The sequence below is a fragment of the Desulfoluna sp. CLI2B genome (assembly GCF_056847375.1).
The window spans coordinates 1879801-1899992 of record NZ_CP186557.1 but is presented as its reverse complement, the minus strand read 5'-3'; the positions used below and the strand labels follow the sequence as shown (position 1 = coordinate 1899992).

13 protein-coding genes are annotated in these 20192 nt (G+C 59.2%); 11 read left to right on the top strand and 2 right to left on the bottom strand.

The annotated features are described in order from the left end of the window. Positions 1-377: 377 nt before the first annotated feature. A complete protein-coding gene (locus ACOYW2_RS09135; RefSeq protein ID WP_482770187.1) occupies positions 378-3359 on the bottom strand; it encodes a hypothetical protein in 2982 nt (993 codons plus the stop codon). Positions 3360-3810: 451 nt separating this feature from the next. Here ACOYW2_RS09135 and ACOYW2_RS09130 point away from each other — a divergent pair, with 451 nt between their 5' ends. The 11 genes from ACOYW2_RS09130 (at position 3811) to ACOYW2_RS09080 (ending at position 18384) form a co-directional block, all read left to right on the top strand. Beyond that, positions 3811-5052, top strand: coding sequence for a hypothetical protein (locus ACOYW2_RS09130; protein ID WP_482770186.1), 1242 nt, complete (start codon positions 3811-3813; stop codon positions 5050-5052). Positions 5053-5120: 68 nt separating this feature from the next. Further along, entirely contained in the window at positions 5121-5783 is a 663-nt protein-coding gene (locus ACOYW2_RS09125; RefSeq protein ID WP_482770185.1) for a TmcC family electron transfer complex membrane anchor subunit, read from the top strand. A 1-nt stretch (position 5784) separates the two neighbouring features. Further along, positions 5785-7107, top strand: coding sequence for an electron transfer complex ferredoxin TmcB (tmcB, locus tag ACOYW2_RS09120; RefSeq protein WP_482770184.1), 1323 nt, complete (start codon positions 5785-5787; stop codon positions 7105-7107). Positions 7108-7109: 2 nt separating this feature from the next. Continuing rightward, complete coding sequence (locus tag ACOYW2_RS09115) at positions 7110-7490, top strand: cytochrome c3 family protein (protein WP_482770183.1); 381 nt, start codon at positions 7110-7112, stop codon at positions 7488-7490. A gap of 577 nt (positions 7491-8067) precedes the next feature. Next, positions 8068-8568, top strand: coding sequence for a cupin domain-containing protein (locus tag ACOYW2_RS09110; protein WP_482416563.1), 501 nt, complete (start codon positions 8068-8070; stop codon positions 8566-8568). A 5-nt stretch (positions 8569-8573) separates the two neighbouring features. Next, complete coding sequence (locus tag ACOYW2_RS09105) at positions 8574-9353, top strand: Mut7-C RNAse domain-containing protein (RefSeq protein WP_482770182.1); 780 nt, start codon at positions 8574-8576, stop codon at positions 9351-9353. Positions 9354-9610: 257 nt separating this feature from the next. Further along, positions 9611-11221 carry a SulP family inorganic anion transporter gene (locus tag ACOYW2_RS09100; protein WP_482770181.1) on the top strand — a complete coding sequence of 537 codons (1611 nt, stop codon included), beginning with the start codon at positions 9611-9613 and terminating at the stop codon, positions 11219-11221. 799 nt (positions 11222-12020) lie between these two features. Next, positions 12021-12587, top strand: a complete 567-nt coding sequence (locus ACOYW2_RS09095) for a hypothetical protein (RefSeq protein ID WP_482770180.1) — start codon at positions 12021-12023, stop codon at positions 12585-12587. Beyond that, on the top strand, positions 12581-16639 hold the full coding sequence (locus ACOYW2_RS09090; RefSeq protein WP_482770179.1) for a hypothetical protein: 4059 nt from the start codon (positions 12581-12583) through the stop codon (positions 16637-16639). The genes ACOYW2_RS09095 and ACOYW2_RS09090 overlap by 7 nt, the downstream gene beginning before the upstream one ends. 373 nt (positions 16640-17012) lie before the next feature. Beyond that, complete coding sequence (locus ACOYW2_RS09085) at positions 17013-17672, top strand: hypothetical protein (protein WP_482770178.1); 660 nt, start codon at positions 17013-17015, stop codon at positions 17670-17672. Positions 17673-17682: 10 nt separating this feature from the next. Beyond that, on the top strand, positions 17683-18384 hold the full coding sequence (locus tag ACOYW2_RS09080) for an OmpP1/FadL family transporter (RefSeq protein ID WP_482770177.1): 702 nt from the start codon (positions 17683-17685) through the stop codon (positions 18382-18384). 9 nt (positions 18385-18393) lie between these two features. Here ACOYW2_RS09080 and ACOYW2_RS09075 read toward each other — a convergent pair whose 3' ends face one another. Beyond that, positions 18394-19845: an MFS transporter gene (locus tag ACOYW2_RS09075; RefSeq protein ID WP_482770176.1), complete on the bottom strand. Its 1452-nt coding sequence runs from the start codon at positions 19843-19845 to the stop codon at positions 18394-18396. Positions 19846-20192 lie beyond the last annotated feature (347 nt).

Below are 20192 nucleotides of genomic sequence, written 5' to 3'. Positions count from 1 at the left end.
TTCCTCGGCCGAAACGACCCTGAGATTCCGAATAACCGACGCCCAATAAGATGAAACGTTTCCAAAGTTTACTTATTAGCCGGTCGGCCCAACGGCTTGAAGCAGAGAGGATCATTGAAATTTTTGACTTAATTCACAAACTCACGCGCAAGGCGTGATCACAGTGCCCAGGCTGATTCGTTGCCGGCGACAAAAGCCCTGTAAAGGCTAATCTTACGTTGAGTCACCATTTATAATTCTACATTTCTAAAATTATCACTATCTCGTAATAAGTCGTTTGACAACACTTTTTTTAAGTCGCAGGGAACAAAAAAAGGCCCACGGTAAGGAAAACCTTTCCGAGGGCCTTTTACTTGTCTGTTTTATTGCATAATCTATCAGGGAGATATCACCCAAAACCCCTGAAAAACATTGTCTGAACCCACATCCTGATTCACGGCCGTAAGGAAAAGATAGTCGTTCAGCACAAACGGTTGTTTCGCATTAAGTAAAGGACGTCCGTAATAGTCCAGCACCGGTCCCAGGGTTGCCCCGCGGGTTTTGTAGAGGCACCGTTTCCCTTCCAGGGGGTGATCCGCCAGAAAGTAGAGGGCATCGCCAACGGTTCGCAGGGAACTGGCGAGTCCTGTGACCTCCCCGGGTGCCAGGGACGAAAGAGGGGTTGCCTGAAGGCTCCCGGCCGGGAGCTGCCATATGCCCCGGCTCCCCGATACATCGGCAATCACCCACAGGAGTCCCCCGGTACCGCAGAGTTCGTCGGGGTTGATCAGGCCACGGCCCTTGCTATCTGCGGGAACGGTCACGGTGTTGTCCGAAACGGAGAATCGAATGAGGCGATGCTCGGCCTGCCCTTCAGGGAGGGCGGAAAAATAGATCAGATCCCCGGTGCGATGATAGTGCTCCGGTGCCAGAAGGACGCCTTGGGGGCTTTCCAGGGGATCACCGGCCTCGCTTTGGCCAGCAGCCAGCAGCCAAAGGCGCGAAGGCCCCGAGCCTCCGGCGACCTGGGCGGCAAAAAGCAAAGATCCCTCCACAGGGTACAACGCCTCAGGGTTTTCGACCCCGAGGACCCGAGCCACCTCACCGCTGCTCTCCCGAACCCGCAGGTCGCCGCCAACACGGAAGAAAACCCGGTCTCCCGCTGTGGCAAGGGCAAGACCGACATCGGAGCCTTCCACATACGGCCCCACCACCACGACGTCATCGTTTTCGTCTGTGACGGCCTCGGTGCTGTCCTTGGTTCCGGAGGTTTTCCAGAGTTGCCACTCGTCGCTTTTAACGGCAAGGAAAAAGACCGCATCCGGGCCCGCCGCGAAAAAACGGGGCGAGACAACCGTCTCCCCGTTGCGATCCGTCAACCGCTCGGTGGACTCCAGGGTCCCGCGGGTGACCCACAGGGATCGGCCGTTCTCTTCGTCCCGGGCCGAAAAATAGAGGCGATCGTCATGGACAAACAGCCCTTCAGGGGCGCTGCCCCCGTAGCCGGGAAAAATATCCGCAAGGACCTCCACCCCACCTTCGGCGTTGAAGGTAAAAAGTTCGCGTCCGTACTCTCCGGAGGTGGCCACCATAACGGCCCGTCCCCCCACGCGCACCATCTGGTCCACATCGGGGTCCACATAAGGGTTCAGGTTATCCGTCAGTCGGGTGCCCGCCTCTGTGCCGTCGCTCTGCCAGAGTTCGCTCCCACGGACACCGTCATCAGCCCGAAACCACAGGGTGCCGTCCAGGTTTTTCAACATCTCGGGGTAACTCCCTTTTTCACCGGCACGGATATCCCGGAGCCTGAAGGTGGTGTTAACCTCGCCTTCGCTGAACCAGAGTTCCTTGTCGAACGCACCCTCCTCGGCAGGAAAGATCACCCCGCCACCAAAGGGGACCATGGGGCCGATGCCGCTGCCTGCCTCTCCGGACCGGATATCCCGGACAAGGACGGTTCCCTCTTCGGTGCCGTCGCTCTTCCAGAGTTCAAATCCTTCTCCTTGGGTTTGTGCCTTGAAATAGAGCACGCCGTTTGACCCGGCAAGTTGGGCGGGCTGGCTCCCCAGGGACGGCTCCGTCAAGATGTCCTTCACGCAGACCGTGCCTTCACCGGTGCCGTCACTCCGCCAGAGTTCCCGGCCATGTTCCATGGTGTCAGCGGCGAAGAAGAGGATGTCACCGGCCACGGCAAAACCGCCGGGCGCACCGGAAGCTCCCCCCGGAGCGATCTCTTTGAGCAGGGCGGGCCCGGCGTCTCCGTCCACCACCCACAACTCCGACCCATGCCCGGCCAGGGTGGCTCGAAAATACAGGCAGCTCCCGTACACAACCATTTCCTTGGGGCTCCCGGAGGCGTCTCCGGGGTTGATGTCCAGCAAAACAGCGGTGGTGCCCTCCACCCGCCAGAGTTCTCGCCCGGCATCGGAGGTGAATGCGGAAACATAGAGGCGACCGTTGTACGCCATACCGAACTCGGGGTTCTGCAGCGCCCCCTCCCCTTCGGCCCGAGTCACTTCCTCGGCAGCACTTGCATCATCTCCCTGCCGCCACAGGGTGACCTCTTCTTCCACGGTGCCGTTGGCAGCAAAATAGAGGGCCTCCCCGACGGCCGTAAGGTAAGTGGGGACACGGCCAGGAACCGGCTCGTCATCGTCATCCTCACTGCCGGGGGCGGGCACTTCCGGCCCTGCCAACCGAGGAGCCTGACCGGCCCTCATCACCCACAGCGCCCTGCCGTGTGTGCCGTCATCGGCGGAAAAATAGAGGCACGGGCCACACACCGTGAGTTCCATGGGCAAACTGCCCTTGTCCCCGGCATGGATGTCCGCCACCTGCTCAGCCGGAGCATTGCCCTGTTTACGCCACAGCTCCCGGCCATACGCCGGGGAGTAGGCTGAAAAATAGACGGCACCTTCAAAGGCCGTGAACCCGTCGGGGGAGCTGTGGCGGTCCAGGGCACCGTCAAAGGGAAGCATCCGGGTAGGAAAGGTATGAAACGACCACTCCTTGGAAGCGGCAAGGCTCTCCCCCTCGTCGTTGAGGGCTTCCACCTTCCACGTGTAGGTCGTGTTGTCGGACAGCTGGAGCGGGCGATAGGACTGGGCCGTTGTGGACAGGGTCATCACGGTCTGTTTGATTCCGTCCACCTCCGTAGATACCGTAACCCCCCACCGGGACTCCCCTTTGGTTTTGCTGGGACTCCAGGCAAGGGAAAACTCTTTGTTGAGAAGCGTGGCACCATGGACCGGTGACTCCAGGGACACCTCGTCAGAACTCCTGCCGGGATCCGATGTCCCCGAGGACCCGCCGCTGCTTCCACAGGCAGCCACTGCCAGGGACATCAAAAACAACACTCCGAATCGTAGGATGAAAGCCATGGTTATCTCCGGAAATGGGGAACAGGTAACGGGCCAACTCAGAACAGAGGAACCATACAACAAACACTAAATCTATTACACAAACAATGTTCACAAACAAGACAAAAAGAAACAGTACTCTTCCACAAGGAAAACCCGCACCATTGGCCATTCATAAAGTTCCCCGCCCGTTGGACATGACAAAGAAACGTCAAAACCCACTATCCTGTTGTGTCTTGCCCGTTTTCACAGAGGAAGCGAGTCTTCTTTTTCTACTTTTTTAAAGCAACAAGTGTTGAATTTTTCATCTAAAAATGTATGATATTTAAAAACAACGAGCCCACCGGTACCACAACACCATGACTGCGACCCGTGTTTGTCGGGGCCGAGGAAAAACCATGCAACCTTCACTGTTTTCCCGAGCCCTGCTCTCCTGCGATTCCTGACCACCCCTTTGGAAAGGAGCACGTTGATGTCAACACCCCGTGGAGTCACACCAGACGCCTTCGACAGTCCCGCCGATTCCCTCAGTTGCCTTATTCCCCGCCCCGCCGACACACCGCCGGATCGGTTTCCCTTCTGGAGAGCCGTTGCTTCCAGAGACGGCACCCGACTTGCCATTCCCATGCGCACCGAACCTGAGGAATGCTGCCTCTACACCTTAAGCATCGACAAAACCGAACCCGACATCTCAGAACCCTTTGTCTCCATCACCGACCTGAGGCCCATGAGAAACCGCGACTTTGCCTACCTCTGCCAGGGCGACGAGGGCTGGACCGCCGTTGCCGCTTCAACCCCCTGGCAGCTCACCGCGGAAATCGCCTGGAACCTTTCGGTCACCGACCAGGACACAACGGCCTGTGAAACCCAGGACCAACGGCGCTACACCCCGGTCGTAGACGACACCCCCTGGCCGGAATCCTACGAGAACACCTTTTCCCTCACCCTTGCCGAAACAGGCTCACGGTCCGCCGCCGTGGTGCAGACCGCCCCCATTGCCGAAGGCGACCTGGAAACTTTTCTCTCCGGGTGCTTCACCCTGGCAACGGACCAGGGCGCCTGGGCCGGTCGCTACGTTGGGGCCTTCAACCCGGTCCTCTCTGCAGACGGAGCCCTGAGCGCCGTGGATGTACGCCTCAACCAGTACGACTACACCATCTGCGTCAACGACCAGTGCTGGGGAGAAACCTGGCCTTCGGTCTGGGCCCCGGTGGTCCACCCGGAAGGAACCATGGTGTGGGCACCGGTGAAAAGCCCTGAAGGATGGATCCTGGCCTGTGACGGGGAGCAAGCATGGCCGGAGACCTATTTTCAGTTATGGGAGGTGGCCCTCTCCCCGGCTGGGGACCGCATCGCCGCCGTTATCGCCCCGGACTTCGGCAAATGGGCCGTGGTCCTGGACGGCACCCCTTGGAAAACCAAGGTGGACGGATACCTCTCCAAACCCGTGTTCAGCCCCTGTGGAACCCGCCTGGGATGCTGCGGCCACCACCGCGGCAAAGCAGTCATCCTGGTGGACGACCACCCCATGGGCAATGGGTTCGACACGGCATGGGACCCCATCTTCAGCCACCACGGAAACCATGTGGCCGCCAAGGTCAAACGGGGTGCCTCCAGTTCTCTTAGACGGCATGGAGGTCAAGCGCCCCTACATCTGGATGGCCCCCCCCGCCTTTACCCCGGACAGCAAGCACCTGATGATCTGCGGCATTGAAAAACAAGGCCCTGAGTATCGCTACACACGGGAGTTCATCGTCCTTACATAAAATCGGAGTGATCGCCATGCACTACACCCTCTACGCTTTCATGACCGGCATCGGATTCCAGGCGGCGCTCACGGTCTGCCTTATCGGAACCGCACTGAAGCTCATCCTTTTTTTCAAGCGCGCCGCGCAAAAGGACAGGGCGTTCTTCGCCTTTTACTCATGGAAATACGCCGGGCGTTCCATCCTCTTTCACCTTATCCCCTATGTCAGCCGGACCACCCGCACGCACCCGGTGATGACCGTGGCCACCACCGCCTTTCACATGGCCATCCTCACCCTCCCCTTTTTTTACTCGGCCCACGGGGTGCTCCTGTCGGACAGCAGCTTTTTCCGGCTGCCCCGCTACCCCGAGGCCGTGGCAGACGTGTTGGCCGTCATCGCCCTGTGCGCCCTGCTCTTCTTTCTGGGCCGACGTCTGTTCCTGCATGCGGTGCGTTACATCACCACCCCTGCGGACCACATGCTCCTGGCCTCGCTGATAGCCCTGGTGCTCTCCGGCCTCTGGGCCCGATTTCAATGGCCGGGCTTCCTCTGGGCCTCCCTCATCCACATGACGGCAGGCAACCTCATCATCGCCGCCATCCCCTTCACCCGACTGAGCCACATCTTCTACATGCTCATCACCCGCGGCTACGCCGGATCCGAGTTCGGCGGGGTGCGCATGGCAAAGGACTGGTAACATGACCGAGACGACCCAACGCCTGTTGGCTATCATGGACGACGGCATCGAAGCCGGGCTGGCCCGATTTGATGAAAAGAGGGTCAAAGAGATCATCCGCACCGTCATCCACAAGGAGGCGAGCCCTCGCCTGGACGCCTACCTCTCCACCTGCGTCCACTGCGGGCTCTGCAGCGATAGCTGCCACTACTACCTTTCCCGGGACAAAGACCCGGCCTACTCACCGGCGGGCAAAGTCAAAAAAAGCCTGCTGGCCCTGACCCGAAGCAGGCGCATCACGCCCGAAATCCTGAAAGAAGCGGCCATCGTGGCCTTCACCCACTGCAACCTCTGCCGCAGATGTACCCTCTACTGCCCCTTAGGCGTGGACATCGCCTACCTCATCGCCATGGTCCGTCGCATCTGCTTTCTCTGCGGCGTGGTGCCCCACTACATTCAGGACACGGCCAACAGCCACTCCGCCACCTTCAACCAGATGTGGATCAAAAACGACGAGTGGCTGGACAGCCTTTACTGGCAGGAAGAGGAGGCAAGGGAAGAGTTGCCGGACCTCACCATCCCCGTGGAGCGGGAAGGGGCTGAGATCATGTACTCGGTCATCGGCCCGGAGCCCAAGTTCCGCGCCCAGCTCATCTACCAGGCGGCGGTGATCATGGACAGAGCGGGCATCAGCTGGACCTATCCGGGCACCCGGGGCTGGGACAACAGCGACATGTGCATGTACACAGGGGATTACGAGATGATGGGCAGGCTCAAGAAAGCCCACTTCGACACGGCCATGCGCCTCAAGGTCAACCGCATCGTCATGGGCGAATGCGGCCACGCCTTCCGCAGCGTCTACGACACCGGAAACCGGTACCTCGGCTGGAAAACCCCGCCGGTTCCGGTGGTGCACGCCGTGGAGTTCTACCACGAGATCCTCACCGAAAAACGAATCACCATCAAAAAGAAACTCGACACCCCCGTCACCTTCCACGACCCCTGCAACATCGTGCGGGGCAGAGGGCTCCATGAGCTGGCCCGGGAGGTCACCCGCATGTGCTGCACCACCCTCATCGAGATGGAACCCAACCGGGAGCACAACTTCTGCTGCGGCGCAGGCGGAGGGGTGATCAACTGCGGCCCCAACTTCAAAAACGAACGGGTCCTTGGCAACCGGGCCAAGGCCGAACAACTCATGGAGGCCAAAGCCAAAGGGGCCGACACCGTCATCACCCCCTGCCACAACTGCCACGGAGGCCTGGAGGACATCATCCACCACTTCGGCATCGACATGAAGATCAAGTTCCTCAGCGACATCATCTACGAAACCATGGAGATCTGACGATGACCCGATTTCTCAATCCCTGCCTTCTGGCCCTGGCCCTTGCCCTTGCCCTTACCGGCGCAGCCTTTTCCTCCGTCCTGGAAGAGAGCATGGACGCCCCCCGCACCCGTCCCCTCTCCCGGTTCGATCACGACACCCACAATGAAGCCGCCGACCTGGAAGAATCCTGCGCCCTCTGCCACCACCTCTTTGATGACGAGGGAATGCTCCTCCCGGACGAAAGCTCGGAAGAGACGGCCTGCCGGGAATGCCATGATGACGCGGCCAAAGGCGTCCCCAAAACCGAAGCGGCCTTTCACAACCGGTGCAAGGGCTGCCACCTCTCCGTTAAATCCGGCCCCATCACCTGCGGGCAATGCCATGCAAAAGATCAACCTTGAAAAAGGGGCCTCCGGCGACCCTGCCGGGGGCTAAACTTTTAAAAAGTTTAACAAACAGGTTTTAAAAACAGATTCAGGCCAATCATAATAAAAGGCGCATTCGCAACCTGATTTCGAGGTGTTTTCGCTATCGTGGTTTCACAACCCTTTCCGCCGGAGTTATTCCGGTTAAAGTCAAGCGAATCCCAAAAATTCTTCAGCGTGTTTTTAGAAGAATGAAATGGGCTTCTCCTGCAAAGACGGTTGCCAGATGTTACACATCACGCGAATGCCCCGATAACGCAGGTAGAATGGCTACCTCCATGCATTCGCCTCAGGGTTTCAAGGTGCCCGCACCTTGCCGCCGGAGGCTTGCTTTTGAGCCCGACGTTGACCATCGAATCCATTCCACGTGATGGGCTGTCCCTGCATATACCCCCATGGCCCCTTTCCCCTGCCTGTAGTTTGCGGTTGAACCCTGGGCTGCCCAAAGAGTATAACCATACGGGCGTAGCAAACCATGAGGCCCCCGCATCGCCCTTGCCAATCGCCGTCTTCCCGGGCGCCTCGCCATACCTTGCCGTATAAGGAGCCCTGCATGGAATCACGCGTTCACGAACTCATTGACGCCCTGGATCTCGTCCCTCACCCCGAAGGCGGGTACTACCGGGAGACCTACAAATCGGACCTCTTCTTCGACGCCATGGACGAAGACGCCTCCTTTCCGGGGCGGCGCAGCACAGGGGCCGCCATCTACTTTCTCCTGGAAGGCAGGGACATCTCCCGCATGCACCGCATCAAGGCCGACGAGCTCTGGCACTTCTACGAAGGCACGACCCTCACCGTCCATGTCATCCACCCCGAAGGGACCCTGGAAGACATTCGCTTAGGTGCCGACATCGCCCGGGGCGAAACATTCCAAGCCCTTGTCAAGGCGGGCTGCTGGTTCGGCGCCTCCCTTGAAGGGGAAGGCCACGCCCTGGTGGGCTGCACCACCCACCCCGGTTTCGAGTTCGAGGACTTTGAAATGGCCGAACGAGACGACCTTCTTTCCCAGTGGCCCGAGCACGAGGCGGTGATCCGTAAACTCACGCCATAGCATCCATGATGACCCCTTTTGAAATCCACCTGATTGTCCATGGAGAGATCGGCTGGTTCCTCACGCGCAGGAACAACACGGCAGACCTTCGTCTGGTGCGGGACAGGCGGGCCTCCCTCAAGGACACCCTGGAAGCCCTTGGCCTGCCTCACACCGAGGTGGGCCGCCTTCTCGTAAACGGGATGGAGATGGGGTTCGACCATGTACCGATGCAGGACTGCCGCGTGGACGTTCACCCTGTTGAACCGCCCTTAGACGTCACCCGCCCAACCAAACTGCGGCCCGAGTCCTGGGACAACGTCCGCTTTCTCGTGGACGACAACGTGGGACGGCTCGCAGGGCTCCTGCGTGCCGTGGGTGCGGATGCCCTGCATGTCCGAGGAACAACGGATTTCGACCTTGCCGCCCGCTGCGAGGCCGAACGCCTCATCCTCCTCACCCGGGACCTGGGGCTGCTGAAACGCAAAAACATCCTTTTTGGACGCTTCATCCGGGCAACTGATCCTTACTTGCAGCTCAAGGAAGTTCTCACCGTCTTCGGCCTGACCCCACCCTACGATTTTTTCTCACGCTGCTTTCTCTGCAATTGCCCCCTTAAGCCCGTGGAGAAAGAGATCGTCTCCCACCGTCTCAAGGCGGAAACCCGCAGGTACGTCTCCGCCTTTTCCACCTGTCCCTCCTGCAAACGGCTTTACTGGCACGGCCCCCACGTCCGGCGCATGCTCGGTAAAATGGCCGATGCAGGCATCGATGTCTCCGGGGCAGGCACCGGCCCCGGAAGGTGAACGCCCCGCGAAGGCTGAAGAGAACCATCAGCAAAATTTATCGTTTGAATGCCAAAAATTTCGACACGTTAAAAACCCACCGATATTTCATCGTTCCCAATCCTCTTTTCCCTTGATTTTTCTCCCCACACCCCCTATTTAACCAAGCTCTTTTCCCAAAAATGAACGATCGCCACGGGCATGGTCCTCATTGCGAAGGCCATGCCCGTTTTGTTGTACCCCTGTGGCACTGATGCGCAGAAGCGAAAGAGAGATTGATGGTTGACCTGATCAAACGAAGCACGAGCAGCGTAAAAAACGATTTCACCTCCGGACTCACCGTGGCCCTGGCCCTGGTGCCCGAAGCGGTGGCCTTTTCCTTTGTGGCCGGAGTCGATCCTCTGGTGGGGCTCTATGCCGCCTTTATGGTGGGCCTTGTCACCTCCATTTTCGGCGGTCGGCCGGGCATGATCTCAGGGGCCACCGGCGCCCTGGCCGTGGTCATGGTCTCCCTTGTCCGGGAGGGCAACGCCCTGGGTCTTGCCATGGCACACCCCGTGGCCAACATGGGGCTGAACTACCTCTTTGCCACGGTCATCCTCATGGGCCTGATTCAGGTGGCGGCCGGGACCTTTAAACTGGGAAAATTCATCCGCCTCATTCCCCATCCGGTCATGCTGGGCTTTGTCAACGGCCTGGCCATCGTGATTTTCCTCTCCCAGCTAAACATGTTCAAAACCGTTGACGCAGGTGTCTCCCAGTGGATGCAGGGCCAGGACCTCATCACCATGGTCTCCCTGGTGCTTGCCACCATGGGCATCATGATCCTCCTGCCCAAGCTCACCCGAAAAATCCCGGCGGCCCTCACCGCCATTCTGGTGATCACCGCGGTCACCGTCTTCATGGGCCTTGATGTGCCCACCGTGGGCTCTTTTATCCGCGACGGCGGAGGCGAAGGCCTCAAGGGAGGGCTTCCCGTTTTCCAGGCCCAGCTCTTCACCCTCATCCCCCGGAACATGGAGACCCTTAGGTTTATTCTCCCCTATGCCGTCATCCTGGCAGGTATCGGCCTCATCGAGTCCCTTCTCACCCTCAACCTGCTGGACGAAATCACCGAAAGTCGTGGCAACAGCAACCGCGAATGCGTGGCCCAGGGCGCGGCAAACATCGTCACCGCCCTGTTCGGGGGCATGGGGGGATGCGCCATGATCGGCCAGTCCATCATCAACGTCAATGCAGGCGGCAGGGGGCGCCTCTCCGGCATCACCGCGGCCCTTGCCCTGCTCTGTTTCATCCTCTTCGGGTCGGCCTACATCGAGCAGGTCCCCATTGCGGCCCTTACCGGCATCATGTTCATGGTGGTCATCGGCACCTTTGCCTGGTCAAGCCTTCGCATCATGCACAAAATCCCCAAATCAGATGCCCTGGTGCTCATCTCGGTGTCCGTGCTCACCGTGGTGTTCGACCTGGCCGTGGCCGTCTTTGTGGGCATCATCATGTCCGCCCTGGTATTCTCCTGGGAAAGCGCCTTGAGGATCCGTGCCCGCAAGCGCATTAAAGAAGACGGCACCAAGGTGTATGAAATCTGGGGCCCCCTCTTCTTCGGTTCCACCAAAATGTTTGTCTCCAAGTTTGACGTTAAAAACGACCCCGACCAGGTGGAGATCGATTTCGTCGAATCCCGGGTATCGGATTACTCCGGCATTGAGGCCATCTCCGGCATCGTTGAAAAATACCACAAGGCGGGCAAAGAGGTCCGACTCAAACACCTGAGCACGGACTGCAAAAAGCTCCTCAACAAAGCCGACGACAAATACCGGTCCATTATCCTGGAAAAAATCGACGACCCCAGGTACCACGTGGTGGCCGACCCCAACGCCTTTCACTAATAAAGGACGAGGTGAGCCACCTCGAAAGCATATTGCCATTGCGCTTTGCCCTTCGTTCCTCAGGCCAAAGCGCAATGGCCTTCGGCTCGGGCTACGCCCGACATAAACGCTGATGGTTTGTGCGGACTGACTCACAAGTTTCGAAGTTTCAGGATACGTTGTTGCCGATAGTCCATTATCGATGTAACCGCAATGTCTCCGGCGGCAAGGCGAGGCCAACGCATGTAACAATTCAGTTGCCCCTAACGGGTCGCTGTGCTCACCCAAAAAACGAAGCCTCTTTGTCAAACGTTCCAAAAATTTTGCCCCTGGCAGGGCCACCGGAGGCAAAATCTAAATGCGTTGGCCCTGGCCGGCAAGATGAACCTCCTTGACAGCAGGTTGTGGATTCGTTTGGGCCATCGGCGTATTTGCATCCCCCCGCTCCCCTTTATCTTCTGGAGCGCCGCACGCCTGTGCGGCACAGGTAACGACGGACTAAAAAGCCGCACCGGAGTGCGGCGCTCCGTTTCGGTGGATCTTTCTCGATTTTTTTGAAGCTCGCGGCCCAAGCGATAACCAAAGTCCAAACCCCATTCAAGAGGGGCTATCAAGACCTGTTTATGTTTTTTTAAAAGCTTAGCCTCCGGCAGTGCTGCCGGAGGCATTGGCTGAGTCGTACCCTTTCCCCTGCCTCTCCCATCCCGAAAATGTTCCACCCCGCCTGAATATTTGTAACTTCCCGCCTACCGCGAACGAATTACTCATACAGAGAACATCGTTCTTACAAACAAACATAAAACCATAAGGAACCATCCCCATGCGAACGAACCGATGGTTTGCCGTAGCAGGGGCCCTGATTGTCCTGTGGGCCACGGGCTGCGGCTCCGAAGACGAAATGGAAGGGGTAAACATCCAGAAGAACGAGGCCTCCGGCTTTACCCTCATGGACATTTTCGAAGGCGAAGGCGCCCTTGAAGAGGCATGGGATGCCATCGACGGAGAGATGGTCAACGACCTCTTTGCCGACACGGTCAATGACAACCCCGAGGCCTTCGTCATCTTTGCCTCAGGGGTTGACGACCTCATGACCGTAAACCCCACCCTCATGCCCGACATGTGCGGCAAAGACACCCGGGGCCTCCTGGGCGTCCTCATGGCCCCCTCCCCCGACCACAGGACCGCCCAAGGGCTGGAGACCTTTTATTCGGGAGCGAGGAGACCGCGACGCCGCGCGGGCCTTTTTCCGGTTACCTGGACGATCTTGCCACAGACGTTCCCCTCCGGGATGAAGGGTATACCAACCAGATATTCGCCAGCATCCTGGGCTACTGGCGGGATACCGACACCCCGAAAGAGTTTCTCGACGACCTCCGGGACATGGTAGACACCATCACCGCCCCGGACTTCGACGAGGACTTCCATGATTTTTCGCAGATCATGGGAAAGCTCCTCATCCGGTCCGACTACCCCATGTGGAAGAATGACGACGGCAGCCTCCTCAACAGCCGGGAGATCGACCCCATGGTCCACGAAAACATGGGGATGGGCAATGTCGTAGCCGGGGTCCATGCCCTGTTAAAAGGCCTTGACGAGGTTATGGGTGATGAGCAGGCGCGCCTTTCGATCCATCAAATGATCAACGGGTTGGGGGAGATCTTCGATCCGGGCATCGACACCCCCAGAATGATCCGGGATCTCCTCTGCGGCATGGAGGATCGCCTCACCACAGGGGGTGAGGTGTACGAGGCCGACGCCACGTACCACAGGCATGACGGGGAGATCTACTCCGATGCGGAACTCGGCATTGGCCTGCGGGAGGTGTTTCCCTACCTCATGCAGTATTTCCTGCGGGCCGACAGGGAGATGGGCATGATTTCCGATCTCTTCGGCAACACCCCCTACCCCCTTGGGATCCTCTCCCAAAACCTCCACGCCATGCAGTGGGACATCCCGGGCGCCCGCATTGAGGAATCCCTCTACGACATGCTGCGATACGATCTCTGGGGCAGGGACCGCCTCACCGATCCCGAGGCCTTTCACACCTCGTTCCTTGAAAACCTGATGTTCTTCGCGGCCCTGGGGGCCCACACCGGCTACGACGACGGGGGCAAGACAGGGGAAATAACGGACAGCGGCAACCCCAACTTCGACCACGGTCACGGGAAAGGGTGCGGCACCCTCACCGTCAACGACACCCTCTTTGCCATGACCACCCACAAAACCCTGGGCATGGGCATGTACGACATCGCCCTGCAATCCAAGGATTACAACTACATGTTTCGAGGCCGTGCGCCCTTTTACGCGGACGGCCCGGAGATGGATGACTACCACTTTCGCTACGACCAGAACTACCCCATCGGCCTGATGGTGGCGGGCACCCCGGGGGACATGGGCTCTCCACAAGGGGGCAGACCCAGGCTGGAGGAAGACGGCACCCCGGTACTCAACAGCTATCGCCCCTATGGTGCCACCGGGGTGGAAGACGACAACATCGCCCTCAACACCATGAGCGCGTCGGTTCGCGCGGCATGGCATGCGGAAGGCCCCTACTACTATGCCCCCGAGACCCCGCAAACCGTCACCTTCCACAACCGAACCTGGCAGGTCACCCACACCCCCGGGGGCCTTGTGTATGCCTGGATCCACAAGCCCTCTGCAGACCCGGCCACCTGGGAATACCTCTACCCCGCCCAATTCGAAGGCCAGACCATGGAAGAGCAGGCAAGCCTTGCCGTGCAGTACGGTGTCCCCACCCACGCCCTCTTCACCTCGGACATCGACCTGAAAGACGGAATCGACAACAGCATCTGGACGGGAAGAAAGCTGGAGATCCTGCTGGGCCCCGACCGCAGGGCCACCATAGACTTTGATAAAAACCAAAAATACTTCCGGGACGACATCGTCACCATGATCAACGAGGCCTTTGGCGAAGCTGTCTGCTTTCCCCACGACGAGGGCGACGGGGAATACCTTCATATTGTCAGCGACTGCGGGCCCATCCATATAGAAAACGCAGCTTACAACCCCCTGGGGGCGTTCTTTAAACATGGCGCGGGGCTTTTAGACGATGTCGACGTGGCTGTCGAAGCATTTCGGGTCTCAGGGGACGCCACCGTCTCCATAGCCGTGGACAGCGGCCCGCCCGTGCCCGTTTCCTTTGAAAACCCCTCCCGGACCTGGACCGCCAACATGATCCTGGACCGGCTGCGTGGCCAAGGGCTCACGGTCCGCCCCTTTGGAACCGGCATCGAGATCCTCGGGACCAGCCCTGCCTCCGACGTCGGCCGCATTGACATCACCGATGTGTCGGGACAAGGCGTCATCGATTTTTTCGGGGGCGCCTCATCCACCGTCACCGGCTACCTCCATCGCATGGAGCATTACAAGGACGCGTGGCGTTCCGACTACTACCTGGGAAAACTCGGCGGCACCTACTACACCGTGGGCTACGATGCCTCGGGGAACCTTGCCATGCCCGAGGTGCAATCGGGTGAGGAGGCGGGGTCCCTCATCGTAAACGAGCTCATCGGCGACAACGACCCCGTTCGGGAGTGTGCCAGCCATGAAGAGGCCCTCTTCCGGAACTACCAGTTCTTTTTTGCCGAACGGAAATTCGTGCTGGTCATGCCCATTCACGTCACCGTCCTGGGGTCTGAAGCGGCCTTTATCTTCCAGGTGATGGAGGCCAACGGATACACAGGGTTCATGAACGGCCGCAAATACCTGGGCAACCAGGTGTGGGCCAAAAAACGAGTCCACGGCCCATCCGAGCTGCCCGGGGACTACCGCATGTGCATCCGGGTGATCAGCGAGGGGCTCATCGGGAGCATCGCCGTCACCGAAGAGTCGGTCTACAACGACACCATCGACTGCGGCGTGGCCTTCAACGCCGTCTTTCCCCACAACTCACCGGTTATCTACCGCATGGGATTTCCCCGGGCGCCCCTGATCTGCCACGGCACCGACGCGGAGGGCAACCCGGTCACCGACGCCCTGGTGGGCTCCCGTGAATTCGAGGTGGGCGACGAGATCTGGCAAAACCGCAACGCAGTGCTGGTGATCCTCCAGGCCCTGTGGGGCAGCCTGCATCGCCACACCGAGGTGGGGTACGAATCCACGCGGGGCGGGATGCTCTCCTTCTTCGACATGATGGCCTACCTGCTGAAACCCCTGTTCTACTACCAGAAAGACGCCGGACAGTGGCCGCGTGAATGCTGGAAACCGCGACTGATTGAAGGCCGTGATTTTCTTTATCCCAGTGCGGGCTTTTACGACGATCAGCCCATGGCCACATGGTACGGAAGCGAGGAAGAGCGCGGGTACTACCGCCCGGCAAAGGTTCAAACCCTTATCACCCTGCTCACGGACAGCGACCCTTACGGAGAGATAAACCCGGACAGCACGCCCCTGCGGTGCGACGGGCTCCTTGCCAGGATGACGGAGTACGACCTGGAAAACGGACCTGCCCGCTCTCGCCTCCTCACCGGGCTTTTTGCCTTTCTCCAGCGCCTGGGCGATCCCGCCTTTGACGACGCCTCCTCTCCCGCCTGCGCCGATGAGGCAAACGCCGCCTGCGAGCGATGGGGCCCGAGGCGGGACATCCTGTTCGGCCTGGAGCAGATCGTCAGCGCCGTCCGCATGACCAAGGCACCGGCCACGGCATTAAACGAAACCAAAAACGTCCCCATCGTCTTTCCGCCCTGGCTCTTTGCCCAGGGAGACCTGGACGCCCCGACCCACCTTCGGGAAGAGGACCTTCTCCTGGACTGGGGCATCGACCTCATTGTGGGGGAAGACGAAACAGAGGAAGAGGAGGGCCGGGGCCTGGCCCACTACCCGGACGACAAACTCACCGACGCGGACTGGGATGAGCTTTACGACACTGTCCACCTGCTGGAAGGGATCCTCCACCCCGGCAGCCCCCACAGCATCACCGGCAACCTTCTGGGGCTCCTTGACTCCGTCATGGCAAAACCCACCCCCTTCGACAGCTTCGAACTCGCCGGGACCCTCTACGCCCTGGGGCGCCTGTTTGCGCGCTACGATGCCGAAAGGGGCCAATGGATCCACCAGGGCGACGAAGGATTCGACGATCTCTATAACCTCCTCAAACACAGGCTCCCCGAGATCCACGCCATTTTGGACGACGACACCGGAACAACCTACCACGCCTTTCTGGTGATCCTTGCCGACCTGCTCAAGGAAAAGGGGCTGGTGGAGTGCCTTGTGGACGATGTCACCATCCCCTCGGGCTGGGAACAGATCCTCACCGACCTGTACGCCTTCCTGGGCAAACCCGTCATCACGGAACACACCCCCCTCTGGTCCACCCTGGCCTCCCTTTTAGGCGACCTGGCCCATGCCGTGGACCTGGCCCGGGACGTCACGCTCCTGTGGGATGTCTATGAAAAGTACGACCTTCAGGTAAACGAATAGGAGCACGCTGCCTTCTATGGTTTTGATGAAAAAGCGGCCTCCGGCGGCGAGGTGAGCCACCTCGAAAGCTGATTGCCCTTGCGCTTCGTCCCTCGTTCCTCGGGCCTAAGCGCAAGGGCCTTCTACTCAGGCTTCGCCCGGTAGAAAAGCGGATGGTTTGCGCGGGCTGGTCCACACACCTCGAAGCAGCAGGATACGTTGCCGTAACGTCTTTATTATCTTCTACTTTCAAACAAGCCAAAACCGTTATCAAAACCTGTTTGTCAAACCCAAGGCATCTAAATTGGCAAAAGTTTGGCCCCCGGCACGGCCACCGGAGGCATGCTCTTGTTTTTTAATTCCACCCCACCCTTACAACGACTCTGGAGCAACAATGAAAAAACTGCTTGCATGCATGGGAACGATTCTGTTGATGATCACCTTCAGCCGGTCCGCCTTTGGGAGCAGCTTCGGCACCACGTACGGTTTTTCCCCACGGGGCATGGCCATGGGCAACGCCATGACCGCCCATGTGGACGACTGGTCCGCGGTCTATTACAACATGTCCGGTTTAGGGCGAACCCTCGCCCGCATCGAACGAGCCGCCGAGACCGGTGAAAAAAGCGGCATCAACCAGATCTCGGTGAACTACCTCCACGCGGTGCCCTCCTTTGACCTCGATATCAACCGCTTCGACCCGGACACCGGAAGCCCCCTGCCCACCCACGGTGCCGACGACCTTGACTTCGGGACCTATGTCTTGGGCATGGCCATGGACCTCAACATCATCTATGAAATGCCGGAATGCATCTCGTCGGCCCGCATGGGACTCTCCATGGGCATCAACAATGATCTCACCGTGGTCAAGATCAACGACATCGACCCGCGCACCCACAACTTCATGCGTTACGGACGGGAAGCCCAGCGGGCGTTGATTATGACCGGGGCGGGGTTCGGGTTCATGGAGAGCCTCTTCGCCTGGCCTGGGGCTCAACATCTCCTTCGGCGGTTCCGGCACCATCGACCTGTCCGACCTCCAGATCACCGAGGATGAACAGATCCCCGTGGACAACGCCATCATGGACATCTCCCTGGAGCCCACGGTGGTGGCCGGTTTTTACATCAGCCCCGGAAAAAAATTCGACGCCCTTGAGGGACTGGAGCTTGGTTTTTCTTACAGGCAGAAGTCAAAGCTCGACATCTCCCCGCTGCAGACCGTGGCTGTCCTCGAAACGGGCAATGTCCTCCTCAACCTGAGGCTGGCCCTGCTGGATTACTTCCAACCGGACATCTACACCTTCGGCACCTCCTACGCCTTCTCCGACAGGCTCATGGTCTCCCTTGAGGCGGAGTTCCAGAAGTGGTCCGGGTTCGAAGTCTCTCTCAACCACGAAGAGAACTTCGGGGACGTGCTTCCCGAGCTGGACGACATTGTCGTTCCCAAACTGGGCATCGAATACCGCCTCACCCGGCGGCTGGCGTTTCAAGGGGGCTACTGCTTCGAACCCAGCTTTATCCCGGACGAAGGCCTCACCGACACCATCAACTTTCTCGACAACGACAAACACATCCTCTCCGTGGGAACAAGCTACCGCCTTCCAAGCTTCGGCCGCATGAAACGGGACATCAATTTTTACGCCGCCTACCAGCATCAGATCCTCGACGACCGGGAGGTCACGAAAACCGAGCCCACAGGCGTCAACCCCGACTACACCTTCGGCGGGACGTGCAACACCTTTTATGTGGGCATCACCATCGATATGTAACCGCCGCCATCACGCCGAAGGGGTTTCGACAGCACCGTGTGCAGGGCTGTTCATTCGTGCCATGGAAAGGAAGATCCCCAGGATGCTCAAGGCTGCGAACACCAGAAACGCATCGTGCATGGCAAGCAGGAACGACTCCCGGGTGGCCTGCTCGACGGCTTTATCTCCCAGGTGCCCTGAGACAACCAGGGTGGCAATCGTCATGCTCACGAGCATGCCCAGGGTGCGCATGGTGGAGACCAGGCTCGATGCCAGGCCGTAATGTACGGGCTCCACACTCCCCATGACCGTCAGCATGTTGGGTGTGGAAAACAGGGCAAACCCCACCCCCATGACAGCAAGGACCGTAACGATCCGTCCGAAACCGGTGCCGCCGTCCACGGTGGAGGCAAGGGCCAGGCCCGCCACACAGATGGCCATGCCCGTTGTGGCAAGGGTCGCTGTCTGAACCCGTGTGGCCAGGGCTCCGGCCACCGGCGACAGGGCCGCCTGGAGAAGGGGCTGGCTCACCAGGATCAGCCCTGCGGTGTGCGGAGCCACGCCCTTAACGACCTGAAGGTAGAGGCTGAAGAAAAAGGTAAGCCCAAAAGACGCGGCATAGTTGATGAGGGTCGCCAGGTTGCTGAAGGCAAACACGCGACGGGAGAGCAGCAGGCGGACATCGAGGAGCGGAGTATCCTTTTTGTATTCATAGAAAAAAAACAGGGCCAACCCGGCAATACCCAGGGCTGCCATGGCCTGGAACCGATGACCGGCGGCCTGATTCACCACCCCCACGATCAGCAGGAACAAAGCCCCCATATACAAAAAACTGCCCAGGGTATCGAACCGCGTCCCCGCAGCCTCCGCCCACTCACCCTTGAGCTTGAGGACGGTAAGGAGCCAGGCCGCGCTTCCCGCCCCCGCCCCCGCATAAAAAATCCACCGCCACCCCAGGTGCGTGATGAGAAATCCCCCCACCACCGGCCCTGCCGACACCCCGAGGTAGACACAGCCCACCACCGCACCCATGGCCCTGGCCCTTTTCTCCGGCGGAAACACCGAGGAGAGAATGGCCAGGCTCGTGCCCGTAATCATGGCGGCGCCGCTGCCCTGGATAAAACGAAACAGGATAAACAACGCCACGTCACCTGCCAGGGCCGCCGCCAGGGTAGCAGAGGTAAACAGGAGGATGCCCAAAACAAACACCCGCCTGCGGCCGTAGATGTCCCCCAGGCGCCCGCATGGCAGCAAAAACAGGGAGACAGCCAGGATGAACACCGTCTCCACCAGCCCCAACTGCACACCGCTCGCACCGAATTCCCCACCGAGAACGGGAAGGGCCACCCCCACTGCGGACATCATAAAAGGCGTCAAAAACTGAACCGTACAGACAATGCCCAAGGTGACCCACCCCGAGGCCTGGCCCCGGGCCATCGGCACCGCTGTTGCACTTTTTCTGTTTTGATATGCTGAATCCATTGGCATCGCTCCTTTTTCGATTTTCTCCACAAAAGCCCCCTTTGCCGATCAATTTTTCTGTCGGGGCTTCGACCCGTTGCGAGGCGTAACTCATGGATGCCTCACACCGATTATGTTCCACAGAGCATGCCAACATTCATTCAGCCATGAATTCAAACCATTGGGAAAAATCCTCGGATAGTGTGTCGCATACGACGCCCTTAAGGTGCCTGATATACCACCTTAGACAAAAAAAGCCCTGATACGGCACCTTCGAACCGCAAAGGAAACGGGTGGAAAAGAGCCGTGGGTTCCTTCCAACGAAGCGCGTTGCAACATTGCATTTGAACGAGGAAACGGAATCGTAT

Excerpts from the sequence above, each read along its gene's own strand:
- ACOYW2_RS09135 (WP_482770187.1), bottom strand. The coding sequence starts at position 3,359 with ATGGCTTTCATCCTACGATTCGGAGTGTTGTTTTTGATGTCCCTGGCA.
- ACOYW2_RS09130 (WP_482770186.1), top strand. The coding sequence starts at position 3,811 with ATGTCAACACCCCGTGGAGTCACACCAGACGCCTTCGACAGTCCCGCC.
- ACOYW2_RS09125 (WP_482770185.1), top strand. The coding sequence starts at position 5,121 with ATGCACTACACCCTCTACGCTTTCATGACCGGCATCGGATTCCAGGCG.
- tmcB (WP_482770184.1), top strand. The coding sequence starts at position 5,785 with ATGACCGAGACGACCCAACGCCTGTTGGCTATCATGGACGACGGCATC.
- ACOYW2_RS09115 (WP_482770183.1), top strand. The coding sequence starts at position 7,110 with ATGACCCGATTTCTCAATCCCTGCCTTCTGGCCCTGGCCCTTGCCCTT.
- ACOYW2_RS09110 (WP_482416563.1), top strand. The coding sequence starts at position 8,068 with ATGGAATCACGCGTTCACGAACTCATTGACGCCCTGGATCTCGTCCCT.
- ACOYW2_RS09105 (WP_482770182.1), top strand. The coding sequence starts at position 8,574 with ATGATGACCCCTTTTGAAATCCACCTGATTGTCCATGGAGAGATCGGC.
- ACOYW2_RS09100 (WP_482770181.1), top strand. The coding sequence starts at position 9,611 with ATGGTTGACCTGATCAAACGAAGCACGAGCAGCGTAAAAAACGATTTC.
- ACOYW2_RS09095 (WP_482770180.1), top strand. The coding sequence starts at position 12,021 with ATGCGAACGAACCGATGGTTTGCCGTAGCAGGGGCCCTGATTGTCCTG.
- ACOYW2_RS09090 (WP_482770179.1), top strand. The coding sequence starts at position 12,581 with ATGGTAGACACCATCACCGCCCCGGACTTCGACGAGGACTTCCATGAT.
- ACOYW2_RS09085 (WP_482770178.1), top strand. The coding sequence starts at position 17,013 with ATGAAAAAACTGCTTGCATGCATGGGAACGATTCTGTTGATGATCACC.
- ACOYW2_RS09075 (WP_482770176.1), bottom strand. The coding sequence starts at position 19,845 with ATGGATTCAGCATATCAAAACAGAAAAAGTGCAACAGCGGTGCCGATG.